The organism is Collinsella aerofaciens, from assembly GCF_025289055.1.
GTDB lineage: Bacteria > Actinomycetota > Coriobacteriia > Coriobacteriales > Coriobacteriaceae > Collinsella.
This window is the reverse complement of record NZ_JAESIQ010000009.1, coordinates 21,193-35,301: the sequence shown is the minus strand read 5'-3', so window position 1 is coordinate 35,301 and position 14,109 is coordinate 21,193. Positions and strand designations below refer to the sequence as shown.

Here is a 14,109-nt window from a genome sequence, read left to right as displayed (position 1 = left end):
ACCTAGCCAAACCAACACGGCTCCTCTTGCAGTTGCGGTGAAATGCGGACTGTTTGGCGGCTTTTTTGGCCAAAACAGCCCGTATTCCACCGCAAGTTATCTGAGGGCTAGAGATTGTAGATGACTACTTGAGGTTCGACGGGTTCGACGAAGATGGCTGGATTCGCCTGCTCCACGCGAACGAACTTGACCGTCACCGTCTCAAAGCCCGCCTTGTGCAACACGTCGGCGTAGACGCGCGCCTGCAGGGCGTGCTTCTCGAGCAGCTGGTCCGGCGTCTCATCCGGCGTGCCACCCGTCTTGTAATCGATGACCAGTGCGCGTGACGGATCGGCCGGGTCGGTCGCCAAAGCGTCGATGGCGCCTTCGGCATATGCACCGTAGCGGGCGATGTCCTCGTCCTCGCAGCCCAGCGAGAAGAACGGCACCTCGGCGCGAACGCACGGCCACGCGAACAGCTCGGCACGAACCGACGACTTGAGCCAGCGCTCCAGAGCGACATCGAAGCGCTCGCGCTGTTCTGGCGTCAGGTGCCACAGGCGAGCCAGGGCGTCGGCACGCTCAGCGGGCAGCGCATCGGCACCCATCTCGATGAGCCACTGGCAGGCGGCGTGGAAGGCCGAGCCCAGCGCCATGGGATTGCCGGCGGGCTCGACAGCGGCCACGTCTGCGTCCGTCATCTCGGAACCATCCGACTCCGCATCATCGCCGGCCTCGTCCATGGGAACACGAGCCTCGGCGGCACGGTCTTCCGTCTCGGCATGGAGTGCCGCGGCGATTGACGAGTAGCTATACGAGTCACGCATCGGATACGGACAGATGCCCATGCGCACGCCCACTGCCTGGGGATACACAAGCTCGAACGAATCGGGCTTGGGGTCGACAGGACCGGGGACGATTGTACTGGCCGAATCGTCGGCAGCATCCGTATCGGCATCGCCACGAACAAGCCTGCCCTCGGCATCCAGCGAAGCGTTGGCCTCAAACGTCTGCTCGCCAAAGGTAAAGCCCGCGAGCGAAATGAGCTCGTAGTCGCCCAGCTGGGAGTTGTCGAACACCAAGCGGTCGGCATCGAGCTGCGGCATATCCAGAGCATCGGTCGGCAAAATACGGCGCAGCACATCGTAGGTCAGATCGGTCTCGACATCAAAGGTCGGCGCCGTCACCTTGCCGCGGCTCACGCCGGCATCCATCGCCAGAATGACCAGCTCACGCGCTCGCGTCATGGCGACATAGAGCAGACGAGCCCGCTCCTCGAGCGAAAGCTGCAGGTCGTCGTCGCGCAGGCGAGCAAATGCCTCGGCGGGAGAACCCGTCGCACAGACGTCCTCCATGAGCTCCGGCGGCAGCCACAGCGACGTGCCCTTGCCCTTAAACGCATGCTCAAACTGCTTTTTGACGTCATCGCCCTTCACAAAGGTCCCATCGGCAAGCTTAACGCCATCAAAACGAGCTGGCAGTGCCACGACCTGCGCTCCGCCCTCGACACGCCCCATCTGAGCCGCACCGGACGGCTTGCGCACGCCAAAACACTCGGCAACCGCTACGACCGGATACTCCAGACCCTTGGACGCATGCACGGTCATGATGCGCACCGCGCCGTCGCCCTCCTCGTTGAGGGCACCCGGGGCCTCCTTGCCCGCCAAGAAGCGGTCGAAGGCCAGCGCGATGGAACGCGGCGAGTTGCCGAACTCGGCCTCCTCCTCGGCCACGGCGTCGAGCGCCTTGAGCACGTTGGCGGCGATGGCCTTGCCCTCGGGGCCGCGCTGCGCCAGGCGCACGAACCAGCCGGAGGCATTGACCGCGTCGCGCGCGATGGCGGCGAACGAATCACGCCCCACGCGACGCAGTGCGTAGCGCAGCACCTCGCGGGCACGCGTCACAAGCGGCAAGCCCTGCAAGCCCGGCACATCGGAATCGCTCATGATGCCCATGTCGATATTCCGGCGCGAGGTCTCCCCCGTCTCGCCATCGAGCTTGGTCGCCAGCGCCAGGAACTCCTGGGCACCGAGCGCAAACATCGGCGAGGCGAGCAGTGGCATAAGGCCCTGCGCCGTATCGGCCGGATTGGCGAGCGCGCAGACCAGGGCACGCACCGTCTGCACCTCGGCTGCCTGGGCAAAGACCGAGCCGCCTGCGATCACGCAGTCGAGCCCCTGATCGCGGAAGGCCTGGGCGTAGACGTCGGCGTTGGTCATGCGGCCCAGTAGCAGTACCATGCCGCCCTGGGGCTGGCCGGCATCGGCAAGCGCGCGGAATCGCTCGGCGATCGCGCGGGCCTTGGCCTGCGTGCGCTCCTGCGTACTGCCGCCGGCAACAAAGAGGGCCTGGCGACGCGAAGCGTCTGCCACCAGCGTGTCCTTGCGGCCGTCGCTCGCCTCAAGATCCAAAAAGCCCTGCATCAGGCCGCCGTCATCGCCGTCGAAGACGCGTGCCACGTAACGCAGCACCTCGTCATGGCTGCGGAAGTTGCGCACGAGTTTGACGAGCTCGCCGGCAGGGGCATCGGCCACGGCAGTCGCCTCGGGCGCGGCAGACGAGCCCACCTTGCGCTCCTGACGACGGAACACCTCGACCTCGGCGCCACGGAAGCGGTAGATCGACTGCTGCGCATCGCCCACGGTGCACAACGCGCGCTCCCCCGCGCCCGTCAGATAGCGAATCAAATCGACCTGCATCTGGTCGGTGTCCTGGAACTCGTCGATCATGACCATCTTAAAGCGGCCCTCGTACGCAGCACGGATGGCAGGGTAATCGCGCAGGGCCTCGTAGGCCATACGCAGCAGGTCGTTATTATCGAGGGCGGACTGGGCAGCCTTCAATGCGCGATACTCGGCCTCGACGGAACGGGCCAGACCCACCAGCGCATCGAGCGCCGGGCCACCGCAGGCAAGCACGATATTGATAAACGCATCGGCGGCCTCGGCCTTGAGCAGCTCGACCTGCTCCTTGGGGAATGCCTTGCTCGCGCGCGGCATGGTGCACGACATCATGAGTCGCGCCGCATCGACCATGGTCTTGCCGCTCGCCTCGAACGCGTCGATGGCATCGAGCGCCACCTGCGCCTTCTCGGTCGCGGCCTTGCTTGCGCCCAGCGCCGCGCGATAGGCATCGGCGAGTGCAGAGGTATCGGCCTGGCCGCGCGCCACGCGCACGTCGCCCATACCGCCCGGCAACTGACTCGACAGCTCCAGCAGGTCGCGCACCAGACCCTTGATGGTCGTACCGGCGCCAAAGGAACCGCCCTCGCCCGCCATGGGATACCAGGCGTAGAGGGCCTTGAGCGATGCCGCGAGCTCGGGGGCGGCATCGGGCGCCGTTGCGCGACCCAGCACATGCTCGACAGCCTGATCCATGAGCTCGTCGGTATCGGTGAGCACCGTGAACTCGGGATCGATGCCCAGCCCCAGCGCGTGCGCGCGCAGGATACGCGAGCACATGCCGTGAATGGTCGAGATCCACGCGTCGTCGACGGTCAGTGCTTCCTCGTCCATGCCCTCGTCGATGAGCGCGCGGCGCACGCGGTCACGAATCTCGGCCGCGGCATCTTTGGTAAAGGTAATAGCGAGCACCTGGTCCAGATGCTCAACGAACGGACCGGATTCGGGAGAGAGTGCGTAGACGATGCGGCGCGTGAGGGTAAAGGTCTTGCCCGAACCGGCGCCCGCCGAGACAAACAGCGGACGGTCGAGCGTTTTGACGATCTGCAGCTGTTGCGGCATCAAAGTCGAAAGATCCATGGTCTACACGTCCCTCCTTACAAACGTTCCTTCGTGGTTATACGAGCAGCGCGCATGCGCGGCCTGAGCCGACGTCGGGTCGACGGCGGCAACGTTGCCCGCCTCGAGCTCGCGCAGACGCTCGGCGATGCCGGTCTCCACGCGATCGAGCAGGGCGTCGAAGTCCATGCTGCCACCCTCGCCGGGGAAACCTTTCTTAAGGCCCGGGATGCGACCGTCGCCACGCTCCTCCTCGAGCAGCTCGGCACTCGCTGCGCCTCGCAACGCCGGTTTGCCGCCCTTGGTCGAAAAGTAGAGCGCCGCGCGGGTGTCCAAATCCAGCGCTCGGCGCATGGCCTGGGCGTAGATGAGCGTCTGGGTATGTGGTGGCAACCAGCGCGGATCGTCGATGGGCGCCGTGCCCGATTCCTCGTCACGCACCGTGGGGTCGGCGAGCTTAAACTCCTCAACGCCCGTGCGATGCTTGTAGTCGATCACCACGGCACGATTCTCGGCGTCCACGTCCACGCGGTCGATGCGCCCGCCAAGCGGCCAACCGGCATACTCGACCTTGAGCTCGTTGAAGGCGAACTCCAGGTAGCGCGGGGCAAAGGGGGCAAGTGCCTCGGACTCGTAGGCAAGCACACCCTCCAGCTGCGGCAAGATCTCGGCCACCTGGCGTTCCTCCACCGCAGAGAGCGGCACCAGCGGGCCCTCCGTGCCGCGCTTGCCGGCGTGCTCGGCCAACGTCTCGTCAAAGACCTCGTGCAGCAGCTCCTGTGCACGCGGCAGATTCTCGGGCGTCACGCGCTCCATGCCCTCTTGGGGCAGACGGGCATGCAGATGCTCCAGCACGTCGTGGACAAAGTTGCCCTTCTCCATGTTGCCAAAGCCCGCGTCGATCGACTGGGGCTTGACGCGATACGACACGAACCAGCACAGTGGGCAGGTAGAATAGGACTCGATCTGCGAGGCGGACGTCAGACGCGGCACGAGCGGCGCGTCCTCACCCTCGCCATCGCGACGGCGCAGGACCAAATACGGCACGGCCTCGGCACTCAGATGCTGAGGGGCTTCACAGGTCACGCGCTCGCGCTTGAGGCCTTCACCTGCCGCGGGATCAAAGTCGGCGATGATATCGCCCTCGCCCACGCACGTGGGCTTGGCAGCGCCAGCGGCCTCGGCATGTGCCCGCAGCTCGGTCCATACGGCTGCCGGGTAGCACTCGCGCGCCTGGCGATCGTGTGTCACGCGGGCAAGCGCGACCGGACCGCTCGTCGCCTGCATTGCACGGCCAAAGCGCACGCGCAGCAGGGCGGCGGGCTCCAAAGACACGCCGTCGCGGCGCAGCTCGGCCGTCAACGTGGCAAGCGGGCCCTCTTCGTGCGAAAGCGGATAGCTGTCCAGGTCGACATCGGCAAACAGCACGGCATCGTAGCCGCCAGGACGCAAAACCGACGCATCGGCAAGCGACACGAAGCGCACTTGCGCCCGTGGCGTGCGATCGACCTCGTAGGTCTCGTAATCGTAAGCGGTGCTGCGCTTGTCCACCCTGGTTCGAACGCCGTCGAGAACCGGCACGGTCGCGGCCTGCGACACGTCGAGCGCGCGAGCATCGTTCATAAGGATGTCGATGGCATGGCGCAGCAAAGCCGTCTCTGCCTGGCGACGGGCCTGGCCGTCAAGACCGCCTAGAGCGCGATCGGGCAGCGCCTCTGCAACGGCGAGCATGGCCTTGAGCGCCGTCACGGGTTTGTCGCGCCACAGCGCCTGAAACACGTCCGAGACCACGCACGGCACATTCTTAAACCAGTTATCGTCGTTGGCGGCCTTGCGGGCGCCCCTCACCTGGCCCTGCACACTCTGCAGCAGGCTCTTGACGCCCGCAGTGGTCTTGCTGCGCGACAGGCGCATGTTCTTGTCGAAGCCGCGGGCGCTCGCGGCGTCGGTACCCGAAAGCGGGCTATAAATCCAGTCGGTAAGCTCTGGAGCGGGCCACCACTCGGTCTTGGAAGCGGTGCCCTCGTCGGCGGCCTTCATACGCTCGATCAGGTTGGCGAGCGCCGTAAACTGCCTGCCCGCGATGGACTGGGAAAACGCCGTGAACTCGGTCGTCTCGGACGCAATGTGACGCGCCGCCAAACGGGCGGCGAGCTCACCGAACAGCTGGGATGCCCGGGCAGAAACAACGAGCACGCGCACAGGGTCGGCGGGCGTTGCAGTAGCTTTATCGGCCTTGGACTCCTTGTGCGCTTTCACCAACTTATCGATGGCGTCCGCATAGACATGAGCACGGGCATGGGGGCCGGCGACCTCAATAAAGGCAGGCTGAGCGGCGGCCCCGCAAGCGACATCAGACGCGACGGCGTCCTCCCCCAGCGGCGCGATCTCAAACAGCACACCGCGGGCATCAAATGCCGTGGCAAGCTCCTCGCGCATCGCCGCCTGCTCGCGGGCAAGCAGCACGACGACCTCTCCCCCATTGTTCGCCACGGCAGACAGCAGCTCGAGTAGACCGTGCGTAAACGACGTGGTACCGCGCACGCATACGGCGCGGGCGCACGCCGGCAGGCTATCGGCCAGGGCACCGGCCATAATGTCGGCTGCCTCGCAGGGCTCGACCATATCTCGACGGTCCAAACCGCCCGCGTAGGCACGCAAAAGCTCAAACACACGAGCCTCGGCATCGCTTTTTGGCTCAGGCTGGCAATTGTTGCCACCGCATCGCTCGGCCGTCGTCCCCGCCACACCCGGCAGCACATCGCGGGCCATGCGCGCGAGCATGCGCACCGTGCCCTGGCTACGCGAAAGCGGCTGCAGGTCGGCATCGTCGCGGCGGGCAATCATATCCGAAAACAGCATCTTACGTTGCAGGTTGTCGACGAAACCGCGCCCGTCGCCCAAAAGCTCCCAAAGCGAGCGAAGCCACGATGCGGGTGTCTTGTAGTCGATACCCAGCGAAATGCCGGCTTCCGCCGCATCATGACGGCACAGATCGAGCTCGGCAAACGTTGGTGCCAGCAACACGGCACGCCCGTGACGGGCAATAAGGTCGGCAAGCAGCGCCGACTCGGCATCGCTCAAATCCGTGCCGGCATTGGTGGTATAGATTCGAACAGGCATGGTCCTCCGCTCAAACCGTTCGCAATAATCAATGCATCCATCCTACCCGCCCAAGCGGACACATTGCCACCGCAGTTCCATCTTTTGGTACAAAGCAACCTGAACCCAACGCACCAGCCGATTGCAGGCATATAAAAACCGCCCCCGGAGGGACGGTTCTTCGTAATTCAATGTTGTCGCTGGCCTACTCGCCATCCTCCAACTTAATGAGGATCTTGCGGTAGCCACCGTACTCGCCGTTCAGCGCCTTTGAAACGCGGCTCACCGTGGTGGACGAAGCGCCGGTACGGGCCTGAACCTCAACATAAGGCTCGCCCTCGTCCAAATAGCGCGCAACCTGCAAACGCTGAGAAAGGTCGCAAATCTCGCGCGGCGTGCAGATATCGGTCAAAAACGCTTGGATATCCTTCTCGTCGTCCAAAAGGCTAAATGCGTGGACCAGCTGCTTGACATCAGGCTTGTCAAACATGTTCTCGATATTCATCGATCACCGCCAAACCCGCCAAAAGGCATCGAAGTTGATACTGACATCGGGCATCGTTCACCCGTTCCATGCAATAGGGCAACGCCTGTGGCTTTTGCCCGTAGCAGTGTAGCACACCACCAAACTAAAGCGACAAGACTCTCTGCCAGCGGCGCGTTTTTCAGGACGAACGCCGTTTAGAAACCATATGCGCACGTAAGCTCCACGAATATTTGAGACAATGGGCGCCCAAACACCGCGGCGCGCCCGCGCAACCATCCAGGTCGCCGCCGCAAGCCGCTTCACGCGACGCCAGCAATCCCGGCGCAAGAAAGGATTCACGCCATGCGCTTTATGCTTAACTGGCTCTTCACCTCGATCGCCATCGCGATCGCCACGTTCCTCGTCCCCGGTATCCAACCCTTCGGCTTTGCCGAGACCTGGGTCTGCTTTGCCTTTGTGGGACTGTTCCTGAACATTGTCGATTCGTTCGTCAAACCGTTCCTGACCGTCATCTCACTGCCGCTCACTATTATTACGCTTGGTGTTTTTCAGCTCGTAGTCAACAGCTTTATGCTCGAGCTGGCCAGCTACCTGTCGGTCAATCTGCTGGACGCGGGCATCTCCATCGCCAGCTTTGGATCGGCCTTTATGGGCAGTATCCTGGTATCCATCACGCGCAGCATCCTCGACAGCATCACCGAGGACTAAAACGGCCATTCCGGCCGTGCCCGTCTCAACAGCCCAAAACGAAGGCCGCCCATCGCAAAAATGGGCGGCCTTCTTATTTGCCAAGTCTCAAAGGGCGAGAGAATCTACCATTTCTACCCCGTCCCCAAATGGCAGGTGTGGGTTAGATGACGTAGTCGTAGCCATGGTTGGGAGCGACAAGTTGATCGAGTGTCACACCGTCGAGGTAGTCGTTGATGAGCTTGTCCAGGTTCTTCCACACGTCGAGCGTGGGGCACTCATCCGAGCGTGAGCAGCCCTTGCAGTCGCCATCCAGGCATGCAACCGGTGCCAGACTGCCCTCGGTCAGGCGCAGGATCTCGCCCACCGTGTACTGCTCGGGCGGGCGCGTGAGCACGTAGCCGCCGCCCTTGCCGCGCATGCCCGAAAGCATGTTGGCGCGCACGAGCGTAGCCAAGATGTTCTCGAGATATTTCTCGGAAATCCCCTGTCGCGCCGCGATCTCTTTGAGCGGGATGCGACCGGCCGCCTGGTGCTCGGCCAGATCGACCATAACGCGCAGGGCATATCTGCCCTTTGTAGAAACCAACATGTATAGTGCTGCCTTTCGGTCATTTAGTCCGTAGAAATTCTAGCCGAAAAATTGGTTTTGAAAATACCCGTTCCGGTCAAGATGGTTAATCAGCTCGTAATAATCTTCTATTTCCTATTGCATTACTAGGCTTTAGTGTCTAGTATGCTTCCCAACAGCTAAACGAACAACCTATAAGGTTTATGGGTTTAGCTGCTACACGCACCGTGAAACCACACGGCAACCAGCAACTTGAACACTTTGGAGGTTCACCATGAGCAAGGTTTACACGTCCATCGATCAGCTTATCGGCCACACCCCGCTCCTGGAGCTCACTCACTTTGAGGCCGACGAGGACCTCAAGGCCCGCGTGCTCGTCAAGCTGGAATACTTCAACCCCGCCGGGTCAGTTAAAGACCGCGTCGCCAAGAACATGATTGACGAGGCCGAGAAGGCAGGCAAGCTCGTGCGCGGCGGCGACTACACCATCATCGAGCCCACGAGCGGCAACACCGGCGTCGGCATCGCCTCGGTGGCGGCCGCCCGCGGCTACAAGGTGATCATCACCATGCCCGAGACCATGTCCGTCGAGCGCCGCAAGCTGATGCAGGCATACGGTGCGCAGCTCGTGCTCACCGACGGCTCCAAGGGCATGAAGGGCGCTATCGCCAAGGCAGAGGAACTGCAGAAGGAGACTCCCAACAGCATCATCGCCGGCCAGTTTGTGAACCCCGCCAACCCCGCCATCCACAAGGCCACGACCGGCCCCGAGATCTGGGACGACACCGACGGCAAGGTCGACATCTTCGTCGCCGGCGTCGGCACCGGTGGTACCGTGACCGGCGTGGGCGAGTTCCTCAAGGAGCAGAACCCCGAGATTAAGGTCGTCGCCGTCGAGCCCGCCACCTCCCCGGTGCTCTCCAAGGGCCAGGCCGGCCCGCACAAGATCCAGGGCATCGGCGCCGGCTTTGTGCCCGACGTCCTCGACACCCGGGTCTACGACGAGATCATCCCCGTCGAGAACGACGACGCCTTTGCCACCGGCCGCGCCGTGGGCCACAAGGAGGGTGTGCTCGTGGGCATTTCGTCCGGCGCCGCCGTGTGGGCCGCGCTGCAGCTGGCCAAGCGCCCCGAGAACGAGGGCAAGACCATCGTGGCCCTGCTTGCCGACACCGGCGAGCGCTACCTGTCCACGGCGCTCTTCCAGGACTAGGGCCTGTCGCCCATAGGTTGAGCCCACGGACGAGCCGGTCTCCTCTCTCCCGGCAGTCTGAGCCCATCCAATCAGGGTGTCCCACGAGACGCCCGAACTTGCTACAATGTCTGCGGCGCGGAACCAGCCTCCCGCGCCGCTTTTCTTTTTTGGCCACATGCCACCAAGGAGAACCTCCCCATGCACAACAAGCGCGTGCTCGTCGCCATGAGCGGCGGCGTCGATTCCAGCGTGACCGCGTACCTGCTCAAAAGCCAGGGCTACGAATGCGTCGGCGCCACCATGCGCCTCACCTGCCCCGCGCCCGATCCTGCAACGGGTATGAGCAAAGTCGACCGCGACATCGCCGATGCAAAGGCCGTCGCCGAGCGTCTGGGGATACCCCACCATGTGCTCGACTTGCAGCAGACCTTCGACCACAGCGTTATCGAGCGCTTTGTGAACGCCTACCAGGAGGGGCTGACGCCCAACCCGTGCATCATCTGCAACCGCCACATAAAGTTTGGCGCGTTGCTCGGTGCGGCGCTGGACATGGGCTGCGACTACATCGCAACGGGTCATTACGCCAAAACAAGCCAGACAGTAGACGGCACCTGGCAGCTGCATCGCGGCGAAGATCCCAAAAAGGACCAGAGCTACTTTTTATATTCGCTTACGCAGGAGCGCCTGGCGCACACGATCTTTCCGCTGGCAGGCCTAGACAAAGAGCGCGACGTGCGCCGCATAGCCGCCGAGCAAGGCTTTACCAACGCCCAGAAGGCCGAAAGCGAGGACATCTGCTTTATTCCAGACGGTGACTACGCGGGCTATATCGAGCGCCGCTGCGGACATCCCGCTGCACCGGGCGACATCGTGTGGCGCGACGGCAGCGTGGTCGGACGCCATAACGGCGCGTTGCGCTATACCATCGGCCAGCGCAAGGGCTTGGGCGTCGCGATGGCGCATCCCGTGTATGTGACGGGCGTCGATGCCGCCAACAACACCGTGCATCTGGGCGAGGCCGAGGACCTAACGGCCACAGCACTCACGGCCGACGACTGGATCTGGAGCGCCCCTGCCGACCGCATGGAGGCAGAACTCGATGCCGGCGGCATTCGCGTGGGCGCCAAGTACCGTTACCGTCAGAAAGACCAAGCAGCGACCCTTACGCGCGGCGAAGACGGGCAAATGCTGCTGACTTTTGACGAGCCGCAGCGAGCCATCGCCCCCGGCCAGGCCGTTGTAGTCTACCACGGCGACATCGTCCTCGGCGGCGGCACGGTGACCGGCGCACTTAAGTAGCCCCATCCCCTTCATAAATTGCGGTGAAATAGGGGCTGTTTAAGCGTTTAAAACCGCCAAACAGTCCCTATTTCACCGCAACTTAGAGAGGACGGCCTCGGTCGGTACTGCCGTATCAGCCGAGGCCGCTGCATCGTTAGCGCTGCACGTAGGCGCGGACGAGCTCGTAGGTGTTGCGCACGCCGTCGATGTGGCTGCGCTCGTAGTTGTGGCTCGCGTACACGCCGGGGCCGATCAGGCCGTGACGGATGTCGTAGCCGGCCGAGAGCGTGGCCTCAACGTCCGAGCCGTAGTGCGGATACACATCGATGGCGTAATCGAGCTCCAGCTCGCGCGCGATGTTGGACAGCGTGGTTACCAGGTCGTAGTTGTACGGACCGCCCGAATCCTTGGCGCAAATCGAAACCATGCGCTCGGTGCAGCCCAGGTCGTCGCCCACGCAGCCCATGTCCACGCTGATCATCTCGCGCGTGTCGGCCGGCACGAAGGCTCCGCCGTGGCCGACCTCCTCGTACACGGTAAAGAGCAATGACACCTTGCGCGAAAGTGTCACCTCGCCAGCGGCGACGGCGCGGGCGAGACCCAGCAGAATCGCCGCGGACAGCTTGTCGTCCAGGAAGCGGCTCTTAATGTAGCCGCTCTCCGTCACCGTGGTACGCGGATCCATGGCGATGATATCGCCCGTCTGAATACCCAGCTCGAGCACATCATCCTTGCTGTCGACATTCTCATCGAGCAAGATCTCCATATTCTTCTCGATGGTCTTGACCGGCTCGTCGGCCACGTGCGCCGAAGGCTCGGTGTTAAGAACCACGCCCGTGTAGACATTGCCGTCGCGCGTGTAGACGGTGCAGTTCTCGCCATCGGCCGTAGACCACTGATGCCCGCCGAGGGTCGTGGGGCGCAGGCGACCATTGTCCTTAATGGAACGCACCATGGCGCCCAGGGTATCGACATGGCTCGCCAGTACGAGCGGCTCGCCCTCGCCGCCAAGCTCAACCAGCACGTTGCCCTTATTGGAACGCTCAGGCCCAAACCCCATATCGCGCAGGGTCTCCATCAGATAATCAGTAGCTGCACGGGTATAGCCAGTAGGCGAAGCAATAGAAGTCAGCGTCTTAAGCTGTCCTGCGATATAGGAGAGCGTCTCCCCTAGAGAAGCATCAATATTAGAAGTCATATGCATCCTTCCAAGTAAAACTAAGACCGAGTCCCGATTTTAACCGTTCTGCACGTGCAATGCCCCAGGAGCCGAGCCGCCTCCAGACGTCCCCGCACCGGTTTTGTGCACGCGCACGGTTTACAATCCCAATCTTGCATAAATCCTATCGGTATTTGCATAGAAATGAGACATCTTTTTGCTTCGTCTCAGGGTGCCCCACCTTGGACCGTGCAAAAAACGGAGTATTCAGCACCGTGGGCCCCAACGACCCCATCACAAACGACAAAACGACGCGGTTACAGCAGTGTTGTAGACCGTCGCAAACCAAAAACGCGGCGACAGACATCTCCGCCCATCGATAGCCCGCCCACAGGGGCTGTCGATGGGCGCCCGCGGGCCACTACGGCCCATTCACAACGTTATGCATTTTTCAGAGCTTGCTGAATACTCCCAAAAATGCACGCAGGGAAGTGCACCACCTATCCGCAGCGGGCAGTACGCCTTGGTTTTGTCCGTCTCAGGGCATCGACGCAGCACAAAAAGCCCCGCCGTGCGTAGCACGGCGGGGCCAGCGGCACGTCAAAAGACCATACACCTACGGGCGAAGGACCACCAAACTGGGCTAGGCAGCCGGGCAGATCTTCTTGAAGAGCTCGATGACGTCGTCGAGCGTTGCCTCGCGCGGGTTACCCGGGAAGCAGGCGTCGGCCATGGCGTCCTTGGCCAGAACCTCGATCTCGTCAGCCTTCATGGCCTCGCAGACGTGCGGGATATTCACGTCGGCAGAGAGCTGCTTGACGGCGGCGATAGCGGCGTCGGCAGCCTCGTCGGTGCTCATGCCCGTGGTGTCAACACCCATGGCAACGGCAACCTTGGCCAGGCGCTCAGCGCAAACCGGCTTGTTGAACTCCATGGCGATCGGCAGCAGCATGGCGCAAGCGACGCCGTGCGGGGTGTCGTAGTGAGCTGACAGGGTGTGAGCCATGGCGTGGTCGATGCCCAGGCCAACGTTGGAGAAGCCCATGCCGGCGACATACTGACCAAGGGCCATGCCCTCGCGACCGGAGCCGGGCTGACCGGACTTGGCCTCGGCGACGGAGTCACGCAGGTTCTCGCTGATCAGCTTAATAGCCTCAAAGTGGAACATGTCGGAGAGCTCCCAAGCGCCCTTGGTGGTGTAGCCCTCGATGGCGTGGGTCAGAGCGTCCATGCCAGTGGAAGCGGTCAGGCCGGCGGGCATGGAGGCCATCATGTCGGGATCGACGACGGCGACCTCGGGGGCGTCGTTGGTGTCGACGCACACGAACTTGCGGACCTTCTCGGGGTCGGTGATGACGTAGTTGATGGTCACCTCGGCGGCGGTACCGGCGGTCGTCGGCACGGCGATGGTGAACACGGCGTGGTTCTTGGTGGGAGCAACGCCCTCGAGGCTACGGACATCGGCAAACTCGGGATTGTTGATGATGATGCCGATAGCCTTCGCGGTGTCCATGGAGGAGCCGCCACCGATGGTCACGATAGCGTCAGCCTCGGCGGCCTTGAAAGCCTCGACGCCGTCCTTGACGTTCTGGATCGTGGGGTTGGGCTTAATCTCGGAGTAGAGGCTCCAAGCGATGCCGGCGGCGTCGAGCTCGTCGGTCACCTTAGCGGTAACGCCGAACTTGACCAGATCGGGGTCGGAGCAGACGAAGATCTTCTTGTAGCCGCGACGCTGGAGCTCGCCGGGGATCTCCTTGATGGCGCCGGAACCATGATAAGAAATGGTGTTGAGAACGAAACGATTAGCCATTGATAGCCTCCCATCGTGTGCGGAGCACCCATTACGCCCCACGCTACGAGTCCCATCCTAACGCTTTTGAAACAAAAAACACGTGAGAACGTCAAAAT

General features: G+C 62.7%; 9 protein-coding genes. 3 read left to right on the top strand and 6 right to left on the bottom strand.

Annotated features, from left to right (window positions below):
- Positions 1-107 precede the first annotated feature (107 nt).
- The 3 genes from JMJ97_RS03925 to JMJ97_RS03915 all read right to left on the bottom strand — a co-directional run bounded on the left by JMJ97_RS03925 (position 108) and on the right by JMJ97_RS03915 (position 7,326).
- Entirely contained in the window at positions 108-3,740 is a 3,633-nt protein-coding gene (locus tag JMJ97_RS03925; RefSeq protein WP_260699234.1) for a UvrD-helicase domain-containing protein, read from the bottom strand.
- A 3-nt stretch (positions 3,741-3,743) separates the two neighbouring features.
- A complete protein-coding gene (locus JMJ97_RS03920; RefSeq protein ID WP_260699233.1) occupies positions 3,744-6,842 on the bottom strand; it encodes a PD-(D/E)XK nuclease family protein in 3,099 nt (1,032 codons plus the stop codon).
- A 184-nt stretch (positions 6,843-7,026) separates the two neighbouring features.
- Positions 7,027-7,326 (bottom strand): YerC/YecD family TrpR-related protein, encoded by a 300-nt coding sequence (locus JMJ97_RS03915; protein WP_022094855.1) that lies wholly within the window; start codon positions 7,324-7,326, stop codon positions 7,027-7,029.
- Positions 7,327-7,650: 324 nt separating this feature from the next.
- Here JMJ97_RS03915 and JMJ97_RS03910 point away from each other — a divergent pair, with 324 nt between their 5' ends.
- Positions 7,651-8,016 (top strand): phage holin family protein, encoded by a 366-nt coding sequence (locus JMJ97_RS03910; protein WP_260699232.1) that lies wholly within the window; start codon positions 7,651-7,653, stop codon positions 8,014-8,016.
- 142 nt (positions 8,017-8,158) lie between these two features.
- On the opposite strand, the gene JMJ97_RS03905 is transcribed toward JMJ97_RS03910, so the two are convergent.
- A complete protein-coding gene (locus JMJ97_RS03905; protein ID WP_022094857.1) occupies positions 8,159-8,587 on the bottom strand; it encodes an RrF2 family transcriptional regulator in 429 nt (142 codons plus the stop codon).
- Positions 8,588-8,840: 253 nt separating this feature from the next.
- On the opposite strand from JMJ97_RS03905, the gene cysK reads away from it, so the two are divergent.
- Positions 8,841-9,779, top strand: coding sequence for a cysteine synthase A (cysK, locus tag JMJ97_RS03900; RefSeq protein WP_196032330.1), 939 nt, complete (start codon positions 8,841-8,843; stop codon positions 9,777-9,779).
- A gap of 57 nt (positions 9,780-9,836) precedes the next feature.
- Positions 9,837-11,060: a tRNA 2-thiouridine(34) synthase MnmA gene (mnmA, locus tag JMJ97_RS03895; RefSeq protein WP_260699260.1), complete on the top strand. Its 1,224-nt coding sequence runs from the start codon at positions 9,837-9,839 to the stop codon at positions 11,058-11,060.
- Positions 11,061-11,196: 136 nt separating this feature from the next.
- Here the strand turns inward: mnmA and JMJ97_RS03890 are convergent, their stop codons facing one another.
- Together JMJ97_RS03890 and fucO are read right to left on the bottom strand one after the other, a co-directional pair.
- Entirely contained in the window at positions 11,197-12,240 is a 1,044-nt protein-coding gene (locus tag JMJ97_RS03890; RefSeq protein WP_260699231.1) for a M42 family metallopeptidase, read from the bottom strand.
- 604 nt (positions 12,241-12,844) lie between these two features.
- Positions 12,845-14,011 (bottom strand): lactaldehyde reductase, encoded by a 1,167-nt coding sequence (gene fucO, locus JMJ97_RS03885; RefSeq protein ID WP_022094861.1) that lies wholly within the window; start codon positions 14,009-14,011, stop codon positions 12,845-12,847.
- Positions 14,012-14,109: the final 98 nt, after the last annotated feature.